Raw genomic sequence first — 22,838 nt, forward strand, 5'->3', positions numbered from 1 at the left:
AGTGCAGGCGCAGGGGCATAGATTTAATCGACGACAGCGGGTACAGCAATGGGGCTGAATGGACGCGTAGCGCTGATCACCGGTGCCAGTGGTGGCATCGGGCGGGTGCTTGCCCTGCGGCATGCGCGGGCCGGCGCATCGGTGGTCTTGGTCGCACGCCGCGCGGCGCAGTTGAAACAGACCGCGCAACTGGTCGCCGAAGCGGGTGCTGAATCCCTGGAACTCGTCGCGGATATCCGCGAAGAGGGTCAATGCCGAGAACTGGTCGCCAGCGCACTGAGGCATTTCGGCCGCCTGGACGTATTGGTGAACAACGCGGCTATCCCGGGCGTCGACCAAACGATCAGTCAAGCAACGGTTGCCAATTGGTGGGATGTGCTGGGGACGGATCTGGTGGCGCCGATGGTCCTATCCCGGGAGGCGTTGCAGCAGTTCATGATCGGCAATGGCGGTGGCAACATCCAGTTCATGTCCTCGGCTGCGTCCAGATCGGTGCGGACGGGCAAGGGGCACTATGCGGCCGCGAAATTGGCGCTGAGCGCCTTGTGTCAAACATTGGCATTGGAGACCGGCGGCATCGGGATCCGGGTGAACACCATCGTAGTCGGTGCCGTGCGGGGGGAGTTGCTGGACGGCTACATCGACAGGCTTGCAGCGCAGCAGCAGATCGAGCCGGAGCAAGCGCGTGCGCGGATCGCCGCGTCCAACGCATTAGGCCGACTTGTTTTACCCGAGGAGATCGCCGATGTGTCGGTGTGGTTGGCCTCCGAGGCCGCCTCGGCGATAACGGGGCAGGACGTCTTTGTCACCGGCGGGCAGCGTTCATGACCGGCCGCGGTCCGCTGGGCGACGTACGCTTGTGATTGAATACTTGAACGCAATGTGTTCAAGTGTTATATCGGTGCGTCGCGCAGAAGGGGAGTCATTGTGGCCGGTTTGACGGACAGGCAGGCCTTGGTGACCGGCGGGGCGCAGGGTCTTGGTCGCGCGATAGCACACCGACTCGCCGAATTAGGCGCTCACGTCACCATCGTCGACTTGAACGAAGACAAAGCGGCCGAATGTGTCGAACAGATCCGAATGAAGGATGGTCATGCATCGTGGGTCCGAGCGAATGTTGCCCGTCGTGAAGACATCGAGGCGGCGGTGCACCAAGTCGCGGCAGACGGTGACGGTCGAATCGACATCATGGTCAACGCTGCCCAATTCTTCGCCATGCCCAAGGCTTTGGAGCTGATCACCGAAAAGGACTGGGAGCTTTCGGAGGCCACTGGGCCGAAGGCCACGTTTCGCTTCATGCAGATCGGCTTTCCATTTTTGCGGGCTTCCGGTCGGGCATCGGTGATCAACTTCGTATCGGGCTCAGCCTTAGCCGGGATTGCCTACACTGCGCCGTATTCAGCGGCCAAGGGGGCGGTGGCCGCACTGACAAAAGTCGCCGCCAACGAATGGGCACGCCACCACATTCGCGTCAATGCCGTCTGCCCGTTCGCTCTGACGGAGGTTCAGCAGAGGATGATCGGGACCGAGTGGGACAACTACACCCGAACCGCTGAGGCGTCACCGATGAAGCGCGGTGCGGATCCCGATACCGAAATCGCCCCGGCGGTCGCGTTTCTGGCCGGTGACGACGCAGCCTTCGTTACGGGAACGGTGCTGCACGTCGATGGCGGGATGACCGAATTGTCTACGGTCGACTATTCGCAATCGCCCGGCGTCTTCGGGTAGCGCCGGCGCGACTGCCTGAGGAAAGAATGTCAGACATCCGACGACCGATGCCCGACGTAACCGACCTGTGCAGACCGTTCTGGACTTGCGGGGCGCAAGGGGTACTCCGACTCCAGCGGTGCACAAGTTGCCGGCGACTGTGTCACCCACCGGCGTTGCGGTGCCCGCATGAGCACGCCACTTTGGAGTGGGTTGAACTGAGCGGCCGCGGGCGGCTCGAGTCGTGGACACTCAACCGGCATCAGTGGTTCCCGGGCTATCGGCCGCCTTACGTCATCGCGTTCGTCAACCCCATCGAGGACACGGGTGCCCGACTGCTGACGAACCTGGTCAACACCGATCCAGGCGAGCTTGTCGTTGGAATGGCCCTGCGGGTGGTCTTCGAGCGACTCATCGACGGCCATGACGAGGTGTACGTACCACTGTTCGAACCGGCACGCTGATGACGAATTTGTTGACCGAGCGCGTCATCATCAGCGGCACCGGCCAGTCCGCGATTGGTCGCCGACTCGGCCGGGAGGGTCTTGACCTGACCGTGGAAGCCTGTGAGTCCGCCGTCGCAGACGCCGGTCTCACCCTGGCCGATATCGACGGCCTGACAACGTATCCCGGAGCCTCACAACCTGGGCTCGGTTTTTCCGGGGCCTCACTGCGCGACATTCACGACGCGCTGGGAATCAAGCCGAATTGGGTTGCCGGGGGCGTCGAGTCGCCAGGCCAGCTGGGGGCGGTCGTCGACGCAATGATGGCTGTGGCCAGCGGACTCGCCCACCATGTGTTGTGCTGGCGGAGCATCTGGGAAGGGACCGCCCAGGGTGTCGGCCGCCGGCGCCAGGGTTACGGCGCAGGCGCTAGCCGACCGAGCGGAATGTTGTCCTGGCAGTTGCCTTTTGGGGCAACAGCCGCCAACCTGGCCGCGCTGCAGATCCGGGCGAGGATGCACCGGTACGGGCTCACACGCGAGCAGTTGGGTTCTATTGCCATAGCGCAGCGAGCGCACGCCGCCCATAACCCGAGCGCGATCTACACCCAGCCGATGGACCTCGAGATGTACATGGGGGCTCGGATGATCTCGGACCCGCTCTGCATGTTCGACTGCGACATCGCATGTGACGGCGCCACCGCCTTCGTTATCTCGCGGGCCGAGCACTCGGCCGGGCTCGACCACCCGGGGGTGGTCGTCGAGGCGCTTGATTGCGCCCATCACGACCGCTTCACATGGGAAGCGGGACAAGACATCACCCGGATCAGCTCCCGATGGTCTTCGCTTTGGCAGCGGACCGATTTCAGCGTCGCCGACGTCGATGTGGCTTCCCTGTACGACGGGTTCAGCGTGTTCGTGTTGTGCTGGCTGGAGGATCTTGGTTTCTGCCGTGTTGGAGAGTCCGGCGAATGGGTCGCTGACAGGGCCCGCATCTCCTTAGGAGGCGACCTGCCGATCAACACCGCCGGAGGTCAATTGTCGGGCGGGCGTCTCCACGGTTTCGGCCACCTGCACGAAGCGTGTCTGCAAATTAGGGGTGAGGCGGGTACCCGGCAAGTCGAGGGGGCGGCGCTGGCTGCGGTTGGCGTCGGCGCGGCGAACAGTGGCACGACTGCAATGTTGTTGCGGCGTGCGTGAGCAGAGATATCGCATTCGTCCGCGTTCGAATCGTTCAATCTCGATTCAGTGCTGGACGCGGATACCGATGCTGCTAAGTGCACTGCTGAGATCATCGCAATACCGGACGGGCGGCGGCGCCGGTCTCGCAGTGCTGACCGCTCTGTCCCCAACGACCCACCGCTGACTACGGCTTCGTCGGGAAAAATCCAGATAGCCCGCCGCCCGCAGCGTGAGCAGAACGGTGGCAGCCAGCAGGGCACCGCCGAAAGCCATTACGGAGAAGGAGATGTCGCGCCGGGTAGCGACCACCGCGTCGCATTGAGCCGTGTAGTCACTGGCCTCATACGGTGCGCCGAAGTGGGTATGGAGGTCTCGGTTGACGACATCTTCGTGGGCCGCGACGGAACGGTCCGGATGGAATCCGGTGCCACACGCGATTGGCGTTCCCCCACGGTCGACGACTTGCAGTGACAGGGGCAGTGTCAACCCAAAAAGTGACCCGAGCACCGCTGCGGCGCCCAGCACGCCGAACACCCACCTCACTGTGCAGCCCTCCGGTTCTGCAAAGCGACTATTCGACGTATGTTTACCCCGCGCCCGGGTTTTTACGCCGATAGCTGGAGAAAAAGTTACGCCTTTCCGGAGGTCAGCGGAATGATTTCCGGTCAGCCCGCGCGGCGCGCCAGATCGATGGCGAACTGGTTCACGAAGGTGCCTGCCGGCGGGTCACCCTTGTCGCAGGTGCCGTCGGATTCGCCGGGACGCTTGATCCATAGGTAGGCGTCGGCGTGCGCGCCCGCTGTGGCCGCGGTCGGCGGAGTACCCAACGCCCGGCCGCTGGGGTTGCACCAGTTCAGCGCCGAGTCGGGCGCGGGCCCCACGCCGTTGCGCGAGGTGTCAATCACGTAGTGCGAACCATTCGTCAGCCCCGAGATCGCCTCGCCGTAACCGATCTCGTCTCCGGTGGTGAAGAAGTTGGCCGTGTTGAGGCTGAAACCCCGGGCGCGGGCGACTCCGGCCTGGTTGAGCCGGCCGGCCATGTCCTCGGCGCTGTGCCAGCGCAGGTGGCCGGCGTCGACGTACACGGCCGCGTTCGGGTCGCGCGTCAGCGCCTCGACGGCGTAGCGAATCAAGTCGTAGCGTTCCTGGCGCTGGTCGCCGGACAGGCAGTCGGCCATGGCCAGGGCATCTGGTTCGACGACGACCGCCGCCGGCGACGAGCCCAGGTCGTTGGCGATGCCGTCGATCCAGCCGCGGTATTCACCGGCCGAGCCGAACCCTCCGGCGGCGAAGCTGCCGCAGTCGCGGTGCGGGATTCCGTAGATGCTGAACACCGGCATCGCGCCGGCGGCCGCCGCGTCACCGGCGTACTTGGCGACCGTCGACGCCGAGGAGCCGGGGACGATCCAGTACGCCTGCGGGGTGTTGGCGACGGCGGTCAGTTCGGGGCTCGGCGGATCGGCGTGCTGGGCGGCGCGCATCGCCGCGGAGTTGGGGTTGACATAGAACGGCATGCCGGCCAGCGGGTTGCCGTCGGCGGCCAGACGCACCGCCGGAGTGCGTCCGACCTGCGCCGGGTCGGCAAGCAAACCAAGGCCGGCGACGGCAGCAACTGTCAGCAAGGGAGCGATCCACCGCGCGAGGGCACCAGCAGCTGAGAACATCACCCCAGGAAATTAGCGTTCCGGGGCAGCGATAGCCAATTCGCCCCCCGCACGGGTCAGGAAGCCGAACGGCGCCGGGACCGTTGCGGGGGCGCGGTCATCTCAGCCAGCGTCTCCATCGCGCCGGCAATTCGTGGGTAGACGACCGCGGGCCCGATCCAGCGCGCCAAGAAACGCCGCAGATCGTCTCCGCTTCGGTGCGCCTGACCGCGGTCGATCAGGAACGAGTACAGCACCCGAAGGCAGAATTCCGACAACTCGCTCAGCGCGTCCTCGTCGAAACCGGCTGCGGCCCAATCGACCTCGTACCGGTGCAGCATCGAACGGCTGAAGGCCAGCGCCGTGTCAGAGGTCAACGAGGTGGTCACCGAATCGCGCGATCGCCTGCTGAGGATCAGACCGAGCCGGTGATCGTCGGACAGATGCTCGATGGCGAAGGCCACCCCTTCCACCATCGCTGCGGCAGGGTCCGTCATGCCGCGCACGTGATCGGCCAGCTGCTCTAAGAACCCGTCACCGGAACGCATCGCGGTGGCGATCATCAACGCCTCGGTACCGGGGAAGTAGCGGTACACCGTCTGGCGGGTGACACCCAGTGAGCGCGCGACGTCGGCGATACGCATGGCCGAACCGCGCTCGGCGATCAACTCGTCGGCCGCGTCGAGAATCCGGGTGATGGCCTCCTCATCGGACCGCGGCGTGTTGCCGGACCAGCCGTGACTTCGGACCACTATCCGCCCACCTGCGCCGCGTGCATGGCGCGATCATATCGGTGCACAACCAGTGCTAACCGCTGGTCGCGCCGACGGAATACCAGTGTGCGGCGCACTTGGGTTCCTCGGCGTATCGGTCGAACCAGCGCCCGGCGAACGGGGGAAGCTTCTCGTAGGTGGGATCGTGGCGCGGACCCTGCGACCGGACCAGGCCGGACAGCATCGCGGCCATCTCCCGCTTGGGCACACCTGAGTAGGTGCCCTGCCCGGGACCGGTGAGCCGGCGGCTTGCGTTGATTGACGCGCGGATCGCCCGCGGTGACCATCCCGCCGGCAGCAGCTGCCCATACTCACCGCCGTCGGCGGCCGGGACATGCTCCTGAAAGCCTCTCGACACGATCGCGAGCACTTCACCAATGTGCTTGAGCACGCCGCCGATCGCTTGCACGCGGTACGGGAAGCTGCCGTGGACGGCGTCGTAAACCATCAGGGCCGAACTGCGATGCTCGATCTCTTCGACGAAGTGCCACAAAAACAGCGAGGCCACCCGCTCGTCGCCAGGCTCGAACAGTTTGTCCTCATGATCGAGGAAGACCTTGAAGTAGGGCGTGAAGGTGTTCTCGATGACCGCGGTATAAGCGAGTCGCCAGGCCAGCGGCTTGGTGGCGGACAAATGCTCAAAGGACGCGAGAACCTCGTCCATCGTGGTCTGCAGGCCGGGCCAGCGCCGAACGAGTGCACGGAAGTGGCTCATGTGCGCCGCGGAGTGTTGGGCTTCCTGCCGCAGGTACGCGGCTGCCTCGTCGGCCGTGCGGGGATCGCGGATCAGGGGAATCGCCTCGCGGGTGGCATCCACGATGAATTTCTCGAAACCCGGTGCGAAAAAGGTGATCAGGTTGCACTGGACGGCGAACGCCGGTCGCTGCGGATGCCACATGAAGGGGATGTCGTTCCCGGCGAAGTCGAATCGCACCCGGCGTACTTGAAGAGTCATCACATCCTGCCTCGGGGTGCCTTACGCCCGTTGGCTAGACACTTGTGGGACTTTCGTCTCGTCCCTAAATTAGCACCGGCCGGCGTTCTTGACCATACGCACCGCAACGAATGTATGGTGCTGTCATGAGTCACTCGACCGTCGGGGCCGCAACGGGGAGCGTGCTCAACGCAGACGCGTTGCTCGGACTGGCCTTCAACGATTCCGACGACGTCATACGTGCGGCCGTCGAGCAGGCCAGCGTGCCCGCGCTGCTGATGTCGATGGTGCACATGACGGGTGACATGGGTCTGCTCGACGAACTCCCGCGACCGTTGATGCTCATTGCCATGGATCTGCAGGGCGCCATGAGCGAACCCGACAAGCAACTGGTGCGGGAACGCGCTTTCGACGTGATCCGCGGCTATCGTGACCGCGGTTGCCCGCCCCCGTTCGTGCCCAACGCTGAGCAGATGCGGCTGATGTTCGACGCGATATCGGCCGGCACGGTGACCGAGCAGTTCATCGACTACGTGGCAGCGGACCTGAGATTCAGTGACGCCGACCAGTGCGGGCCGGTGCTGGCATCCACACCGGAGCAGCGGGCCGACTTCCCGGTCGTCGTCATCGGCTGCGGGGAGGCCGGCCTGCTGGCCGGTATCAAGCTGAAGGCGGCGGGCGTGCCGTTCACCATCGTCGAAAAGCAGTCCGGGGTCGGCGGAACATGGCTGGCGAACCGGTATCCGGGTTGCCGCGTGGATATAGCCAGCCAGTACTACACCTTCTCGTTCGAACCGACCGACCACTGGACGCACTACTACGCCGAGCAACCGGAGATCCTGCAATACCTGCAAGACGTCGCGGATCGCCACGACATCGGGCCGCATGTGCGCTTCGACACCGAGGTGATCGGCGCGGCCTGGAACGAGGAGTTGGCCGCTTGGCGGGTGACGATCCGGTCGGCCGACGGCGGCCAGGAGACGCTGTTCGCCCGGTGCCTTATCTGTGCCGTCGGGCAGTTCAGCAACTCCGTGATTCCAGACATCAAGGGCGCCAGAACTTTCCGCGGACCATCCTTCCACACCGCGGACTGGCGTGATGAGGTCGATCTGACCGGCAAGCGCGTGGCGGTGATCGGCGCGGGAGCCAGCGGATTCCAGCTCGTCCCGGCGATCGCGGACAGGACCGAACGGGTAGACGTCTACCAGCGAACCGCGCAGTGGATGGCGCCCAATCCGAGCTACCACGACGCGATCCCTGACGGTGCCAGATGGGCCATCCGCCACCTGCCCTACTACGCCAGATGGCTGCGGTTCGTGTCCTGGTGGCCGATCGCAGACGCACTCGACGAACAGGTGCTGATCGACCCGGAGTGGGATAACGGCGGACTGTCGTGCAACGAGTCCAACCATGCCATTCGGGAACTGTTCATCGCGTGGATGCGCGCATTCTGCACTGATGAGGAACTGTTGGAGAAGGTCACGCCGAAGTACCCGCCGATGGGCAAGCGGACCTTGCAGGACAACGGAACCTGGCTTTTGACGCTGCAACGCGACGACGTCGAGCTGATCACCGATGCGATCGCCGAGATCACCGCCACCGGAGTCACCACCGTCGACGGTAAGCACCGCTCGGCCGATGTCCTAATCTGGGCAACGGGATTCGACGTCAACCACCAACTCGGCCCCATCAACGTCCGCGGTCTCGACGGAGTCGAACTCAATGCCGTCTGGGGCGATTCCGCGTACGCCTACCTCGGCGTCACTGTGCCGGGTTTTCCCAACTTTTTCTGCATGTACGGACCCGGCACCAACGCGGTCAACGGCGCCAGCATCATCTACAACTCCGAGTGCCAGATGCGTTACATCATGGGATGTATCGACATGGTGCTCGCCCGCGATCTGGGATCGGTGATGCCACGCAAAGACACATGCGACGACTACAACCGGCGAAACCAGGAGCGGCTTAGGCGCATGGTCTACAGCCACCCGGCGATCTCCAGCAGCTACTACAAGAACACATCGGGCGGATTACCCACCTTGTATGGCTTCCGCATCTTCGACTACTGGCGGTGGACAAGCCGCGTCAACGAGGAAGACTACGAGTTGCGGCCCAAAGCTATTCGCCGTTGAGGTAGTCGAGGATGGCGGCGCGGGCCTCGGGCTGGTCTGCCTGGAGAAAGTGTGCGGCGCCCGGAATGATCTGGACCCGGCTACCTGGCGGGAGCGCGTCGATGACACCGTCGAGGTAGCCAATATGGGATGGCTCGAAATCCAGCGTCCGCGGTTCGGTCGCTTCTTGACCATACAAGGTCTACGAAGTGTATTGTGAGCGACGGTGCCACTGCGACGGAGGTGTAGCGATCGTTGACTACGACGCGATCGATCCGGAATTGCGAAGGATCGCCCGGCTGCGGCCCAAAGGCTATGGACTGCAGAGAGGTCCGCGGGTGCCGCGGGCACTGATGGGACTCACCGGGCGCATCGGCGCCGTGCGCGGGGTCGAGGTGGCCAGCGGCAATCCTGGTGTGACGGTACGGGTGCACCGCCAAAGCAAGGAGTAACCATGCCACGGCAGGAGTCGCTCGAACTCACCCGACGGGTGCTCAAGCACTTCGAGAACGACACCCTCGACACGGTCGAGGACGTATGGCACGAGCCGCGCGCGGCCTTTGTCGACCGCGACCGCTTCGATGCTGAAGTCGCGATGCTGCGGCACGTCCCGCACTTCATCGGTTGGGCGGGAGAAGTCGCGGCGCCCGGGCAGTACACCACCAAAGAGGTGCTGGGCATACCCGTTCTGGTGGTGCGCGGTAGGGACGGTGAACTCCGCGCGTTTGTCAACGGTTGTGCGCATCGCGGCGCGCAGGTGGCCGCCGGTTGCGGGACCGCGAGGATGTTCACCTGCCCGTACCACGGCTGGACCTACGGCACGGACGGACGCCTGACGGGCGCGCCCGCCCGCAAGATGTTTTCCGGTGCGCTGGACGGCAGGGGATTGACCCTATTGCCCGTGAGCGAGCGTGCCGGCCTCATCACCGTCGGCCTGGCGCCGGAAACCAACGTCGACGAAGCCCTGGGCGAGGCCGTTGAGCCGTTGTCCCAGTACGACTTCGGGACTCGCCACCACGCCGAGACGAGACGTTTCGAAATCGCGACCAACTGGAAGCTGGCCGTCGATGTCAACTTCGAGGGATACCACTTCCCGTACGTGCACGCCGATACCCTCGACCCGATCGCGTCGAACAACTCGGTGTATGACGTCTACGGCCGCCACAATCGGTGGGCCTTTCCGTTCCGCGACCTCGTCAACTTGCGTGATGTGCCCGAATCTGACTGGCCAGACCAATTTTTCGGCACCGTCGTCTACGGGCTGTTTCCGTCATGTGTGCTAATTGAGGCGCCTGCCTCCTACCAGATGCTTCGGGTGTACCCAGGCAGTAGTCCGGGGGAGTGCGTCGTCTATATCACCTACGGGTCACCGGATCCGATCACAACGGATCAACAGCGCGAGTGGTATCGGATGTCCATGGAGGCGGTGTGCAACGTGTTGTGCAATCAGGACTTTCCGATGGCGGAGGCGTGTCAGCGGGGGCTGGCAGGCGGGGTCGCCGAAGTGGTCTTCGGTCGTAACGAACCGATGCTGCATCACCTCGCATCGGAGTGGCAGCGGGCGCTCGTCGAAGCCGGACGCTGATCCCCGTCAGGTCCCCCGGAACGAGGCGGCAAAGAATCGCTGCAGCATCGCCAGTTCGGCTTTCGGGTCTTTCAGCGGCCATACCCACAGTGCGAGAAAGACGCGGATCAGCCATTGTGCGGCCAGCGGGTCGGCATCATCTGCCCCCAGCATCTCCGCGGCAAATCCGGTGACGGCAGGCGAATTGGTCAACCATTCGCTCCCGGAGTCCATGTCCATCGAGCGGAAGAGCTGAGTCAGCGGGTGCGACTGCACCCGCTCGAGGGCGGCGATGGTCGCGGCCACCACTCGGTCCGGACCGCGAAGATCCCTGATGGCCTCGCGCACGGACTCGACGATTTGGGTGGCGTGGATCTTCACCACCGCGTCACGGATCGCTGCCTTGCCGCCGGCGTGGCGATAGATGGTGGCTACCGAGCAGTGGATTCGGTTCGCCAGTGCCTCGACGGAGAACGCCTCATATCCGACATCAAAGATCAGTTCCGCTGCCGCTGCGTAGATCCGATCAGCCGCCTCGCTGTGGCGGTCTCTACCCACGAGCCAGTCAGTCTGTGGCATGTGATGATGTTCTATCCGGCTGGTCCGGCTTGCAAGGGTTTCGCAGAGTGAGACATTTCGGCAGAGATTTCTCACACGAGAGCGCAGGTCAAGCGGTGCAAGCGATTTCGCAGCCACGGCAGCGTGCGCAGCGCCATTATCAACTTCCCCCTGCAGTGTTGACGCGTCGGGAATCCGCGTCCAGCCTGGCTATGTGGCGGTACTGGACGACCCGGTGAACTTCTTCGGCGCCGAGGCGCTGCAGGATCCGTACCCGCTCTATGAGCGCATGCGCGCCGAGGCGCCCGTGCACCGCATCGGTGATTCGGCGTTCTTCGCGGTTTGCGGCTGGGATGCGCTGATCGACGCCGTGACCCGGGTTGACGACTTCTCCTCCAACCTCACCGCGACCATCGTCTACCGCGAGGACGGGACCGTCGCCCCTTTCGACATGATGGAGGCCGGTAGCCCGAGTCATGCGTTGGCGACCGCCGACGACCCGGTCCACGCGGCGCACCGCAAAATCCTGCTGCCACACTTGTCCGCCAAACGCGTCCGCATCATCGAAGAATTCGCCGGAGAGCTCGCGGAGCGGTTATGGACCGAGAATTTGCACGGGGGGCGCATCGAATGGATGAGCGCGCTGGCCAACCGCCTGCCGATGATGGTGGTCGCCAAGCTGCTGGGCCTGCCCCAGGCCGATGCCGACAAGTTGATCCAACTGGGCTTCGCCACCACCACACTGCTCGATGGGGTTGTGACACAGGCTCAGCTCGAGGCGGCCGGGCTGGCCGCGTTCGAGCTGTCCACCTACGTGTTAGAACACTTCGAAAAAGCCGACTCAGCAAGTGAATTCGGACTGATTCCCGATATGGCCGCCCGCTATGCGTCGGGTGAAGTCGACCAGACCGTCGCCATGGGCATCATGCTGACTCTGTTCAGCGCCGCCGGCGAATCAACGGCGTCGCTATTGGGCAGCGCCGCATGGATTCTCGCCGACCGCCCGAAGATCCAAGAGCAGCTGCGGCAGCATCCGGAACTGCTGAACGCCTTCATCGAAGAGGCATTGCGCTACGAGCCTCCATTTCGGGGGCACTATCGCCACGTGTGGCGCGACACGACTCTGGGCGGCGTGCCGGTTGAGGCGAATTCTCATCTGCTGCTGATGTGGGGAGCGGCCAATCGTGATCCCGCACAGTTCGACGCACCCGATGAATTCCGGCTCGACCGCTCCGGCGCCAAGGGGCACGTCACCTTCGGTCGGGGAGTGCACTTCTGCGTCGGTGCCGCCTTGGCGCGGCTAGAGGCGCAGATCGTGTTCCGCATGTTGCTGGAACGCACCAATTGGATCGAGGCGGCCGACGTCGGAGAATGGCTGCCCAGTATCTTGGTCCGCCGCTTGGACCGTCTGGAACTGGCCGTTCGATAACCAGCGTCTTGTTTTGGGAAAACGCCGCGCGGTTATTCCGTGGGGCATGTCGGACGAAGGACGCGATCAAGAGGCTGGCGACCGCGCGGCCGAGTTGAACGAACAGGTCGCCGAGGGCCACGAGTGGGCTGCCGGGGCCAAGCCCGGTCGCAACAAGGATCTGCATGACGACGCTGCCAGCGATCACCGTCGGACCGCGGGTAAAGGTCGTTCGAAAGCCGAAGCCGCTCGCAACGAGGAGCAGGAAACCGGCTAGTCGAGCGTCGCCCAGAACCGCGTGAGCACCTCGGCGCCGCGAGCCGGGTCCTGCACCATCCACCAATGCCCGAGCCCGTCGAGCACCTCCGTGCGTGCCCCGGCGCGCAAGGCGGCGCGACGGCGGATCTCCGCTGATCCGACGTAGCCGTCCTCGGTAGCCAGGATCGAAAGGCCCGGTCGCGTCGCGGCCTTCCCCAACGCCTGACCGGCCTGCGCCATCGCCGGTTGCCGAGCCGAGCGATAGAGCAACAGGATGGCCCGACCCATCTCCGGGCCTTGCGCTTCAGCGAGCGAAGTCGCGACCTCCGGCGTGATGCCTAGCGCGGTGAGCTGGGCGGCGCGGTCCCCGACTGTCCCGGCCATCATGGTGTCGATCAGTTCTTCACCGGCATCCGGTGTCTGCCAGATCTGAGCCATGTCGTGCCAGACATAGTCGGCGTCGAAGATGCCGACTACGTCACTGGCCCAGCTGCGGACCAACTCGGGTCGATGCATCACCACGTTGACGACGTGACCCCCGCCCCAGTCGTGGCCGACCAGGTCGATCGGCCCGGATAGCTGTTCCAGCTCGTCCTCGAGCCAGTCGCGGTAGGCCAGAAACGTCGCCGGGAAGCCCTCCGGCAGTGGCGCGCCGAAACCGGGCGGCGACAACCGCACCACATCCTTGCGGCCGAGCGTTTCGACCAAGGGACCCCAGATCGCCTCGGTTTCGGGGTTGCCGTGCACCAGAACGACGGGCACCGTGACCTCCTTCGGCCCTGCTTGTAGCGATGGGGCGGGTGGCGAAGCAAGCATAGACCTGGGGTTCTGGCCGGGCCGCTGCGGCAATTAGGTTTTGCTCACGAGTCGCATTATTCTTGCCCGCGGTCTGTCATCGACTCAGGAAAGCAACCATGTCTCTCCAGCCCACACTGCGTCGCTCACATTCGTTACGCAGCGGTCGCGCCCAGCGGTTCCCTCGTCACGTGCATTGCCTCTCGGTCGGCCAGTGCTTCGATATCGAAGTCACCCGCGATGCCGAAGGATGGCTGATCCGGATCCCCGAGGTGGGCGGGGTCGCCCGGGCCAGCCGTCGGGCCGCGGTGGAGTTGGCGGCGCGTAAGTGCATCGCGGCCCAGACCGGCATCCCGATCGGTTACGTCACGGTGTTCGTCGCGCGTGAGGACGGCTAGACCCCGGACACTGTGTCGGCCCTCAGATCTTCACTGTCAGCGGCCAGACCTGCCAGATGTCCTCGCAGTACTCGGCGATAGCCCGATCCGACGAGAACTTGCCGCTGCGTGCGGAGTTCAGGATCGACATCTTCGTCCAGGCTTCGCCGTCCTGCCACGCCGCGCTCACCCGCTCCTGGCACTCCACGTAGGAGGCGAAGTCGGCGAGCACCAGGAACGGGTCGTGGTAGCGAAGGTTGTCCACCAGCGGCCGGAACACTTCGGGGTCCCCGTGTGAGAACGTCCCACCGAGTATCAGATCCAACACCGCGCGTAGTTCGTCGTTGCTGTCGATGTAGTCCTGGGGACGGTACCCGCTGGCTTTGAGCGCCTCCACTTCCTGCACCGTCAGCCCGAACAGGAAGAAATTCTCCGGCCCGGCCTCCTCGCGGATTTCGACGTTCGCTCCGTCGAGCGTGCCGACGGTCAGGGCGCCATTGATCATGAACTTCATGTTGCCGGTGCCCGAGGCTTCCTTGCCCGCCGTGGAGATCTGCTCGGAAACGTTCGCGGCGGGATAGATCAGATGCGCGTTCTGCACGTTGAAGTTCGGGATGAAGGCAACCTTCAGGCACCGGTTGACCTCGGGGTCGGCGTTGATGGTCTCGGCGACGGCGTTGATCAGCTTGATGATCCGCTTGGCGATGAAGTAGCCGGGCGCGGCCTTGCCGCCGAAGATGAAGGCCCGCGGCGGAATCGACATGCCGGGGTTCTGCTTGAGCCGGTAGTACAGCGCGATGATGTGCAGGACATTGAGGTGCTGACGCTTGTATTCGTGAATACGTTTGACCTGGATGTCGAAGATCCAGTTCGGGTTCAGCTCCACACCGGTCGCCGAGCGGATGAACGCGGCCAGCCGGGCTTTGTTGCTGCGTTTGATGTCGCGCCACTGCGCGCGGAAGGACGAGTCGTTGACGTACTGCTCCAGCCCGCGTAACCGGCCGAGATCGGTCAGCCAGCCTTCACCGATGGTGCGGTCGAGCAACTCCCGCAGTCCGGGGTTGGCCAGCGCCAGGAAGCGGCGCGGCGTCACGCCGTTGGTCTTGTTGCTGAACCGCTCCGGCCACATCTCGTAAAAGTCTTTGAGCACACTGTCTTTGAGCAGTTCAGTGTGCAGCGCGGCGACCCCGTTGATGGCGTGGCTGCCGACAGTGGCCAGATGGGCCATGCGAACGTTCTTGCCGCCCTCTTCGCCGATCAGCGACATCCGGCCGACTCGTTCGGCGTCACCCAGGAACCGAATGCGGACTTCGTCGAGGAAGCGGCGGTTGATCTCGTAGATGATCTCCAGATGACGGGGCAGCGATTGCCCGAACATCTCCAGCGGCCAGGTCTCCAGCGCCTCGGGCAGTAGCGTGTGGTTTGTGTAGGCGAAGGTCGCCACCGTGATGTCCCAGGCCTCTTCCCAGGCGAGGTGGCGTTCATCGACCAGGAGCCGCATCAGCTCGGCGACCCCGATCGAGGGGTGAGTGTCGTTGAGCTGCAGGGCGAATCGCTGCGGCAGCTCACGTACCGAGACATCGGCCAGGTCATCCATGATGTGCAGCACGTGCTGCAGCGAACAGGACACGAAGAAATGCTGCTGCAACAGTCGCAGTCGTTTGCCGGCCTCCGGCTCGTCATTGGGATAGAGCACCTTGGTGACCGTCTCCGACGTCACCTCGTCCTCGACGGCCTTGTAGTAGTCGCCGGTGTTGAATGCCTCCAGTGCGAACGACTTCACCGCCCGCGCGCTCCACAGCGTGAGCACGTTGCAGGTGTTTACGCCGTATCCCTGGATGGGCGTGTCGTACGCGACGCCCTTGAGCATCAGACCCGGCACCCAACGGGCCCGGTCACGACCCTCGTCATCGGTGTAGTGCTCGACGTGGCCACCCCACTTGACCAGGTAGTTGACGTCGGGTTTGGCGATTTCCCAAGGGTTTCCGTTGTCCAGCCAGTTGTCGGTCTGCTCGACCTGCCAGCCGTCGTGGATCTCCTGGTCGAAGATGCCGAACTCGTAGCGGATGCCGTAGCCGATCGCCGGGCGCTCCAGGGTGGCCAGCGAGTCCAGGTAGCACGCGGCGAGCCGGCCCAGACCGCCGTTCCCCAGGCCCGGTTCCTCCTCACATGCCAGCACTTCGTCATAGCTCTGGCCCATCGCCGCCAGCGCGTCCCGCGCCGCGCGCTCCATGCGTAGGTTCAGCAGGTTGTTGCCGAGCTGCGGCCCCATCAGGAATTCGGCAGACAGATAGCAGGTCACCTTGCGGCCGAGGTCGAGGGACACCTGAGTCGACGCCACCCGGCGGTCTTGCATGCGGTCGCGCACGGCCAGCGCGAGCGCCCTGTAGTAGTGCTCGGGCCGCAGCGCGGCGGCCGGGCGGCCGATGGAATAGCGCAGATGGTCGGCAATCGCCCGTTGCAGCGCGGGCGCCTGCATGCCGGTGCGCGCGGGTTCGACGAGGTGCCCGGTGGCAGTCGTTGGACCTGTCCGATCGACATCAGTCATCGTGAGTCCCTCCCTGAATGTCGCCAGTAACACACCGAAGTCCCGTTGCGATGTTTGCACACCCGAACTGGAAATGCCGTCCGAACAAGTGAACGCCAGCTATGAATGCCGGGCCTCTAGTCCGCTCAGGGCCGACGGCAGCGGGTCGCGATGCAGGACGCCGAGGCGTTGGGTGGCGCGGGTGAGGCCGACGTAGAGTTCGGCGGCACCGCGCGGGCTATCGGACAGGATGCGCTGCGGATCCACCACCAGGACGGCGTCGAACTCCAGGCCCTTGGTCTCCGACGGGGCCACCGCGCCGGGTACGTCCGGCGGCCCGATCACGACGCTGGTGCCCTCACGGCGGGCTTCGTCGCGGACGAAATCGTGCACAGCGGAGGGTAATTCGTCGTCGCTGACCCGGCGGGACCAGGGCTTGACGCCACACGCGCGCACCGATTCCGGTGGCTCGACACCGGGCGCATACTCGGCGAGCAACGCGGCGGCGACCGCCATGATCTCCGCAGGGGTCCGGTAGTTCACCGACAGCGACCGATAGACCCACCGGCCCGGCACGTAGGGCTTCAGCACGGTCTCCCAGGACGTCGCGCCGGCGGCGGACCGGCGTTGGGCGAGATCGCCGACCACCGTAAAAGAGCGTGCCGGACAGCGGCGCATCAACACCCGCCAGTCCATTTCGGAGAGTTCCTGCGCCTCGTCGACCACGATGTGCCGGTAGGTCCAATCCCGTTCTGCGGCAGCGCGTTCGGACAACTCCCGGGTGTCCCGTTCGACGAACCGTTCGGCGAGGTCCTCGCCGTACAGCAGGTCCTGGGCCAGCAGCTGATCCTCGTCGTCCATCAGGTCCTCACGGCTGACCATCAGATCGAGCACTCCGGCCGCATACGCCGCCTCCTCGCGCTGCTCCATCTCGGCCTCCAGTCGAGCTTGCTCGCTGGATACCTTGTCGATGCCGAGCAGGTCGATGAGCTCGTCGAGCAATGGCACGTCCGACACGGTCCAGGCGTCGCCGACCTCGCGGAACAACGCCGGGTCGGCGCCCGCGGCTTGCAACCGTTCGGGAGAGGCGAGCAGCCCGGACAACAACTCTTCCGGAGTCAGGATCGGCCACAACTCGTCGAGCGCAGCGGTGAATGCGTCGTTCTCCGCGAGCTCCTCGATGAGCTCGTCGCGAAGCTTCTCCCAAGCGTCCCGGTCGGACCGGGTCAGCCAGCCACGCCCGATCTTGGCAATGGCGCGCTCGGTCAACACCCACGTGACGATGTCGGTGAATGCCACCCGGGCGGCGTTGTGGGGCAGCTTGGTGGCGCGCGCTTCTTCCCGGGCCCACTGTGCCGTCTCGGCGTCGATCCGCAGCTCGACGTCGGACAGTTTGATGCGCAACGGCTCGTCGGGTAGCCGTTGCCGGTCGGCGATGGCCGCGGCGAGCACGTCCAGGATCTGCAGCGAACCTTTGCAACGGACGACGTCGGGCTCGTCCTCCGCCGTGACGCGCAGACCGGGCACCAGGTCGCCGGTGGTCATGAACACCACGGTGGATTCCCCCAGCGACGGCAGCACTCGGCTGATGTGATTCAAGAACGCCGGATTGGGCCCGATGACGAGCACGCCGTGCCGTTCCATCCGCTCCCGCTGGGTGTAGAGCAGATACGCGACGCGATGCAGCGCCACGACAGTCTTGCCGGTGCCGGGGCCCCTTCGATCACCAGCACCCCCGAGTGGTCGAGCCGGATGATCTCGTCCTGTTCGGCCTGGATTGTCGCCACGATGTCGCGCATGCCTTCGCCGCGGGGTGCGTTGACCGCGGCCAACAGGGCGGCGTCGCTGGAACCTGAAAGCTGGTCACCGGCTTCCGCGTGCCCGAGGACCTCGTCGGTGAAGTCGACGATGCGGTGGCCGCGAGTGTGGAACTGCCGGCGCCGCCGCATGTTCTCCGGGTGTGCCGCGGTCGCCGTGTAGAACGCCCGGGCCGCCGGCGCCCGCCAGTCCAGCAGCAAGGGTTCGTACTCGTTGTTCTCATCAAGCAGGCCGATGCGGCCGATGTAGGAGCGCTTTCCCGAGGCACTGTCCAACCGCCCAAAACACAGCCCGTCGTCGGCGACATCAAGCCGCGTCATCCGCCTGGCCAGTGCCCGCACCTCGACGTCGCGGTCCATCGGGCTGGTTCCGTCGCCTCGTAACGCGTCGCGGTAGCGAGCCTTCGCCTGCGCGCGTTCGTTCTCAAGTCGTTGGTAGAGCTCGTCGACGTAACGTTGCTCGGCCTGTAGCTCGTGCTCGTAGCCGGTAGTGGATTCCTGCAATTCGCAATTCCCCCTGGGGTCCGGCCAGCCATTGTGCGGTACGACCCTGGCCTTGCCGCAAGCCCCCGGTGCCGCGATATGCTGGACTGGGATTCAGCAGGCGCGACGAGTCGACTCCGCTTCACTTTCTGCTCTGCCTGATGTGATCACCGTTCCCACGTGACGCACAATTCTGGGGTGGCTCAGTTGCCGTTGGCGTCGGCCGGTGCGCGCTGGCTGATTGCCGCCGCGGTACTGGGCTCGGGCATCGCGTTCTTGGACGGCACAGTTGTCAACGTCGCGCTACCCGCGATCGGGCGGGACTTCGATGCCGGCCTGACCGACCAGCAGTGGATCCTCGATGGCTACCTGTTGACGATGAGTGCGTTGCTCCTTTCCGGTGGCGCGGCGGGGGACAGGTATGGCCGCCGCCGAATCTTCTTGGCAGGGCTGGTGATATTCACCGTCGCATCGCTCGCCTGCGGTCTGGCTCCGGGCATCGGCTATTTGATCGGCGCCCGCCTGGTGCAGGGGTTGGTGCCGCCGCACTTGTGCCGGGCAGTCTCGCGTTGATCGATGCCGGCATCGTCGAGGCGGACCGCGGTCGTGCGGTAGGAATTTGGGCCGGCACGTCTGGTGCGACGACTGCCCTCGGTCCTTTCATCGGCGGGTGGTTGGTCGACTCCGTGTCATGGCGTCTGGTGTTCTTGTTGAATGTCCCGCTCGCGGCGGCGGTTGTCTGGATCGCGGCGCGTCATCTCCGCGAGTCGCGTGACCCGGCCGCCACCGGCCATCCGGACGTGGCGGGCACGATGACGATCACCGTCGGCCTGGCCGGGGTGACGTATGCGCTGATCGAGGTCCCGGCTCGCGGCTGGACCGCCGGCATTGCGAGCGCCGCGATCGTTGGTGCGGCGGGTTTGGTGGCATTTCCACTGATCGAAAAGCGGGTAGCGGCACCCATGTTGCCGCTCAAGCTTTTTCGCTCCGCGCAGTTCACTGGCGCGAATCTGACCACGCTGGCCGTTTACACCGCCGTCGGTGGCGCTCTGTTCTTGCTGGTTCTCCAGTTGCAGCAGAGTTTGCACTATTCCGCATTTGCGGCGGGAGTTGCGACGCTACCGATCACGCTCATCACGATGATCGGTTCCCCGCGAGCCGGCGCTGTTGCGCAACGCACGGGTCCCAGGTTTCCGATGACCATCGGTCCGCTGGTCGTGGCGGTGGGCTTGGCCTTAATGGCCCGAATCGTCCCTGGATCAACTTATTTGGGTGCGGTATTGCCGGCGGTGGTGGTGTTCGGGGTGGGGCTGGCGATCACCGTCGCGCCCCTGACCGCCGCCGTCCTGTCCGCCGTCCCGGATAACTATGCCGGCACCGCTTCAGGGGTCAACAATGCGATCGCGCGGGTCGCCGGACTGTTGGCGATCGCAGTGCTGCCGGTGGCCGCCGGGATTACCGCAGGCCCAGGGCAGCCACTCGGGACGGGTTACTCGGTGGCGCTACTGATCACGGCGGCAATATGTGTCTTGGGCGGCATCACAGCGTTTGCGACCATCCGCGCGGGCGCGGATGTCACACCGCAAGTGTTGCCCGGGATCAACCACGCGTGTCAAGACCCCTGCACCAGGGCTATTCGGCCAGTAAGTTGACGCGGCGGCAGAGCTCGATAGTGAAGTGCCAACCGGGGATTGACAGGGCCGACGTACCGCGCCACTGTTATGGATCGCGTTTTCCAGCTAACTCCAGTTCGGAGTCGCCATGACAGGACCGCCGCCCGACAACTATTCGCCGTATGGAGGCTATGAGCCTTCGCCGGGGGAGTACCCGCCCTATCAAGGCGGCGGATACCCTCCGCCGCAGCCGCAACAGCCTTACGGCTACCCGCCGCCGGGCGGGGGATACCCACCGCCGAGCGGATACCCTCCGCCCGGCGCGGGATACCCGCCGCCGTCGCCGCAACCCTATGGTGCCTATCCGCCGCAGGGACAATACGGGCAGGCGGGTAAGCCGAGTAACTACCTGGTGTGGTCGATCATCACGATCTTCCTGTGCACCATCCCGGGCATTGTGGCGACCGTCTACGCCGCCAAGGTCGACGGATTGTGGGCACAGGGGCGCTATGCCGAAGCGACCAGCTCGTCAAACAACGCCAAGACCTGGGCGATTGTCGCTTCGGTACTCGGCGGCCTTTTGTGGCTCGCATATCTGGGTCGCCTGGGCGCCCGCGTCTCCTAGCGGTCGTGCGTTGACCTCCGGATCCAGCATCAACTTCGATGTCAGTGCTGCGCTGGGGGAGCCGGCATCGCTGGCCGCGACCTACTATCCGGCGCGCACTGCTGAACCCGGGGGTGCCGTCCTGTGCTGCCTGCCCGGCGGTACCTACAGCAGGCGCTACTGGGATTTGCGCGTCCCGGGTCATTGTGGCTACAGCTTCGCCGAATTCGCGGTCGGCAACGGGTATTCGGTCGTGACGATTGACCCGTTGGGCACGGGCGAGAGTTCAAAGCCGACAAGCGATTTCGACTTCACTCACATCGCGGCCGCGCTCGCCGCGGCTATCTCGGCGGTACCGGACGTGACGTGTGACGACCGGCCTGTGGTCGCCGTCGCGCATTCCCTGGGGGGATACCTGGCGATCACCCAGCAAGCCCTGTATTCCAGCTATGCCGGGCTAGCGGTACTCGGGTGCACCAATAAGCATGTGGCACCGCTGAATCTGAGCCCGGACTTCATCGCCCGGGCCGCCACGCCGCAGGGGCGGGCAACGCTTGCCGGCGACATCCTCGCGGCGCTGCCGGCGCCGTACTTCGAAGGGCCCCGCGACGGTCTGCAGAGCTGGTTTCATCTGCCCGATGTGCCGTCCGCCGTCATCCAAGCGGATTCGGTCACAACCAAGTCGGTGGTGCCGCGCGTGTTCGGCCTTGCGATGATCCCGGGCATCGTCGCCGAGCATGCCGCCGCGATCGACGTGCCGGTCCTGATCGGTTACGGCGCCACCGACGTCTCGCCGGATCCACGCGCCGAGGCCGCCATCTATCGCAACAGCCCTGACTTGACGACCGTGATCCTGTCGGGCAGTGCGCACTGCCACAACATGGCATCGAGCCGGCACTGGCTGTGGCGGAGGCTGCTTGCCTGGGCGGCGACGGTGGTGGACGAGCCAGCCGGCCAAGTCAATGGGCGCCACCGAGATTCAGTGTGACGACGCCGGCAATGATCAGTCCGACGCCGATCACCTTTGCGGTCGAGATGGGCGAACCCAGGAACGTCACTGCGATCAGCACGATCGCGGCCGTACCTATCGCCGACCACAGCGCGTAAGCGACATCGGTCTGCATGCCGCGCGAAATCGACAGCGCGAGTAGGGCGAACGCGACGGCATACCCGAGCAGGCAAGCTGTTGTCGGCCATAGTCGACTGAAGCCGTCGGTGCTCTTGAGCAGGCTGGTGGCCACCACCTCGGCGAAGATGGCGACGAGCAGGAACAGGTATGCCAATGTGGTCTCCTCGTGTGCATCTGTAGATGTACACGAGGGTCCCTGCGGGTCGGTCAGCTACCCCAACGGCCGGCCGCGGCCATGTGCTCGAGCATGGTGACCGCCCCACTGCGCCGTTCGCGCAGGACCTCACCGCCCATGGTGTAAGGCATCCCGGCGTCCGGACTGCGTTGGGCGTGCGCTGCGATCGCGTCCACCAACGATGTGGCCATGGCCAGCCGCGGGTACCGGGAGTGAATGGCCGCGGCGGCCTGGTCGTCGATGAAGTCGGCGTTGCGGCCGAAGTCGATACCCACCCCGCCGCTGACCAGATAACAGATTGGACCCCGGCGGTTGGCGATCCCCATCGAACTGTGCAGCGCGATGGCCTCCCATACCGCGTCCACCACCGAACGGTGGCAACCGTGTTCCGTCAGTAGGTTTGCCGCCAGATCGGCGCCCTCCACTTCGAAACGCTCCTTGCCGGCCGCGGCCGTTCCGGCGCCAAGATCGTGCAGGACGCAGCCCAAGAAGAGGGTTTCGCTGTCGTAATCGGTTTGCGGTGTTAAACCATCGTGGGCGGCGAGCAACTCACCGAACAGGTAGCTGCGCACGCTGTGATTGAAAACCGATGGGGACTCGGTGGATTGGGCCAGCGCAAGCGCGGCCCGAGCTACCGCGGAATCGACCAGGCCAGGAATTGTTTGCATAGCGTGGACGCTATTGGCTGGTTGGCGGCTGGCGTGAGTGGCGTAGGAGACATCTATCCCACCATTTAGG

21 protein-coding genes and 2 pseudogenes are annotated in these 22,838 nt (G+C 64.9%); 12 read left to right on the forward strand and 11 right to left on the reverse strand.

The annotated features are described in order from the left end of the window. Nucleotides 1-48: 48 nt before the first annotated feature. The 4 genes from BN972_RS06340 (at nucleotide 49) to BN972_RS06355 (ending at nucleotide 3,349) form a co-directional block, all read left to right on the forward strand. Nucleotides 49-828, forward strand: a complete 780-nt coding sequence (locus BN972_RS06340; protein WP_036354140.1) for an SDR family NAD(P)-dependent oxidoreductase — start codon at nucleotides 49-51, stop codon at nucleotides 826-828. A gap of 108 nt (nucleotides 829-936) precedes the next feature. Next, entirely contained in the window at nucleotides 937-1,728 is a 792-nt protein-coding gene (locus BN972_RS06345) for an SDR family NAD(P)-dependent oxidoreductase (RefSeq protein WP_390176184.1), read from the forward strand. 182 nt (nucleotides 1,729-1,910) lie between these two features. Further along, nucleotides 1,911-2,171, forward strand: coding sequence for a Zn-ribbon domain-containing OB-fold protein (locus tag BN972_RS30195; RefSeq protein WP_235192384.1), 261 nt, complete (start codon nucleotides 1,911-1,913; stop codon nucleotides 2,169-2,171). Continuing rightward, nucleotides 2,171-3,349, forward strand: coding sequence for a thiolase family protein (locus BN972_RS06355; protein WP_036354149.1), 1,179 nt, complete (start codon nucleotides 2,171-2,173; stop codon nucleotides 3,347-3,349). Before BN972_RS30195 ends, BN972_RS06355 begins: the two co-directional genes overlap by 1 nt. A gap of 45 nt (nucleotides 3,350-3,394) precedes the next feature. Here the strand turns inward: BN972_RS06355 and BN972_RS27600 are convergent, their stop codons facing one another. From BN972_RS27600 to BN972_RS06375, 4 genes are all read right to left on the reverse strand, one after another. After that, on the reverse strand, nucleotides 3,395-3,874 hold the full coding sequence (locus BN972_RS27600) for a hypothetical protein (RefSeq protein ID WP_142277023.1): 480 nt from the start codon (nucleotides 3,872-3,874) through the stop codon (nucleotides 3,395-3,397). A 122-nt stretch (nucleotides 3,875-3,996) separates the two neighbouring features. Then, on the reverse strand, nucleotides 3,997-4,998 hold the full coding sequence (locus BN972_RS06365; RefSeq protein WP_036354152.1) for a glycoside hydrolase family 6 protein: 1,002 nt from the start codon (nucleotides 4,996-4,998) through the stop codon (nucleotides 3,997-3,999). Nucleotides 4,999-5,051: 53 nt separating this feature from the next. After that, nucleotides 5,052-5,726, reverse strand: a complete 675-nt coding sequence (locus tag BN972_RS06370; RefSeq protein WP_036354155.1) for a TetR/AcrR family transcriptional regulator — start codon at nucleotides 5,724-5,726, stop codon at nucleotides 5,052-5,054. A 55-nt stretch (nucleotides 5,727-5,781) separates the two neighbouring features. Further along, nucleotides 5,782-6,702, reverse strand: a complete 921-nt coding sequence (locus BN972_RS06375) for a metal-dependent hydrolase (protein WP_036354157.1) — start codon at nucleotides 6,700-6,702, stop codon at nucleotides 5,782-5,784. A 125-nt stretch (nucleotides 6,703-6,827) separates the two neighbouring features. Between BN972_RS06375 and BN972_RS06380 the strand changes: the two genes are divergently transcribed. Continuing rightward, the gene (locus BN972_RS06380) at nucleotides 6,828-8,813 is read left to right on the forward strand and encodes a flavin-containing monooxygenase (protein WP_036354160.1); all 1,986 of its coding nucleotides are present in this window, start codon (nucleotides 6,828-6,830) and stop codon (nucleotides 8,811-8,813) included. Here BN972_RS06380 and BN972_RS06385 read toward each other — a convergent pair. Further along, complete coding sequence (locus tag BN972_RS06385) at nucleotides 8,800-8,991, reverse strand: alpha/beta hydrolase (protein WP_036354164.1); 192 nt, start codon at nucleotides 8,989-8,991, stop codon at nucleotides 8,800-8,802. The genes BN972_RS06380 and BN972_RS06385 overlap by 14 nt on opposite strands. A gap of 255 nt (nucleotides 8,992-9,246) precedes the next feature. On the opposite strand from BN972_RS06385, the gene BN972_RS06395 reads away from it, so the two are divergent. Next, nucleotides 9,247-10,377 (forward strand): aromatic ring-hydroxylating oxygenase subunit alpha, encoded by a 1,131-nt coding sequence (locus BN972_RS06395; protein ID WP_051545089.1) that lies wholly within the window; start codon nucleotides 9,247-9,249, stop codon nucleotides 10,375-10,377. A gap of 6 nt (nucleotides 10,378-10,383) precedes the next feature. On the opposite strand, the gene BN972_RS06400 is transcribed toward BN972_RS06395, so the two are convergent. Continuing rightward, nucleotides 10,384-10,935 carry a TetR/AcrR family transcriptional regulator gene (locus BN972_RS06400; RefSeq protein ID WP_036354170.1) on the reverse strand — a complete coding sequence of 184 codons (552 nt, stop codon included), beginning with the start codon at nucleotides 10,933-10,935 and terminating at the stop codon, nucleotides 10,384-10,386. Nucleotides 10,936-11,128: 193 nt separating this feature from the next. Here BN972_RS06400 and BN972_RS06405 point away from each other — a divergent pair, with 193 nt between their 5' ends. Together BN972_RS06405 and BN972_RS06410 are read left to right on the forward strand one after the other, a co-directional pair. After that, nucleotides 11,129-12,343: a cytochrome P450 gene (locus tag BN972_RS06405; protein ID WP_036354173.1), complete on the forward strand. Its 1,215-nt coding sequence runs from the start codon at nucleotides 11,129-11,131 to the stop codon at nucleotides 12,341-12,343. A gap of 46 nt (nucleotides 12,344-12,389) precedes the next feature. Then, nucleotides 12,390-12,599: a hypothetical protein gene (locus tag BN972_RS06410; RefSeq protein ID WP_036354175.1), complete on the forward strand. Its 210-nt coding sequence runs from the start codon at nucleotides 12,390-12,392 to the stop codon at nucleotides 12,597-12,599. On the opposite strand, the gene BN972_RS06415 is transcribed toward BN972_RS06410, so the two are convergent. Continuing rightward, on the reverse strand, nucleotides 12,596-13,342 hold the full coding sequence (locus BN972_RS06415; protein WP_036354178.1) for an alpha/beta fold hydrolase: 747 nt from the start codon (nucleotides 13,340-13,342) through the stop codon (nucleotides 12,596-12,598). The two genes, BN972_RS06410 and BN972_RS06415, sit on opposite strands and share 4 nt — an antisense overlap. A 224-nt stretch (nucleotides 13,343-13,566) precedes the next feature. Between BN972_RS06415 and BN972_RS06420 the strand changes: the two genes are divergently transcribed. Then, on the forward strand, nucleotides 13,567-13,773 hold the full coding sequence (locus tag BN972_RS06420) for a hypothetical protein (RefSeq protein WP_036354181.1): 207 nt from the start codon (nucleotides 13,567-13,569) through the stop codon (nucleotides 13,771-13,773). A gap of 22 nt (nucleotides 13,774-13,795) precedes the next feature. On the opposite strand, the gene BN972_RS06425 is transcribed toward BN972_RS06420, so the two are convergent. Further along, nucleotides 13,796-16,300 (reverse strand): glycogen/starch/alpha-glucan phosphorylase, encoded by a 2,505-nt coding sequence (locus BN972_RS06425; RefSeq protein WP_036354184.1) that lies wholly within the window; start codon nucleotides 16,298-16,300, stop codon nucleotides 13,796-13,798. 99 nt (nucleotides 16,301-16,399) lie between these two features. Further along, nucleotides 16,400-18,600 (reverse strand): annotated as a pseudogene (gene helR, locus BN972_RS06430) (RNA polymerase recycling motor ATPase HelR). Nucleotides 18,601-18,759: 159 nt separating this feature from the next. On the opposite strand from helR, the pseudogene BN972_RS06435 reads away from it, so the two are divergent. The 3 genes and pseudogenes from BN972_RS06435 (at nucleotide 18,760) to BN972_RS06445 (ending at nucleotide 21,784) form a co-directional block, all read left to right on the forward strand. Continuing rightward, a pseudogene (locus BN972_RS06435) lies at nucleotides 18,760-20,231 on the forward strand (MFS transporter). Between the two features lie 109 nt (nucleotides 20,232-20,340). Continuing rightward, the gene (locus BN972_RS28115) at nucleotides 20,341-20,817 is read left to right on the forward strand and encodes a CD225/dispanin family protein (RefSeq protein WP_065156166.1); all 477 of its coding nucleotides are present in this window, start codon (nucleotides 20,341-20,343) and stop codon (nucleotides 20,815-20,817) included. A gap of 10 nt (nucleotides 20,818-20,827) precedes the next feature. Next, on the forward strand, nucleotides 20,828-21,784 hold the full coding sequence (locus BN972_RS06445; RefSeq protein WP_235192385.1) for an alpha/beta hydrolase: 957 nt from the start codon (nucleotides 20,828-20,830) through the stop codon (nucleotides 21,782-21,784). Here the strand turns inward: BN972_RS06445 and BN972_RS06450 are convergent. Both BN972_RS06450 and BN972_RS06455 read right to left on the reverse strand, forming a co-directional pair. Continuing rightward, nucleotides 21,756-22,079 carry a DMT family transporter gene (locus BN972_RS06450; protein ID WP_036354187.1) on the reverse strand — a complete coding sequence of 108 codons (324 nt, stop codon included), beginning with the start codon at nucleotides 22,077-22,079 and terminating at the stop codon, nucleotides 21,756-21,758. The two genes, BN972_RS06445 and BN972_RS06450, sit on opposite strands and share 29 nt — an antisense overlap. 53 nt (nucleotides 22,080-22,132) lie before the next feature. Next, nucleotides 22,133-22,768 (reverse strand): HD domain-containing protein, encoded by a 636-nt coding sequence (locus BN972_RS06455; RefSeq protein ID WP_036354189.1) that lies wholly within the window; start codon nucleotides 22,766-22,768, stop codon nucleotides 22,133-22,135. Nucleotides 22,769-22,838: the final 70 nt, after the last annotated feature.

This window comes from Mycobacterium asiaticum DSM 44297 (genome assembly GCF_000613245.1).
Taxonomy (GTDB): domain Bacteria; phylum Actinomycetota; class Actinomycetes; order Mycobacteriales; family Mycobacteriaceae; genus Mycobacterium; species Mycobacterium asiaticum.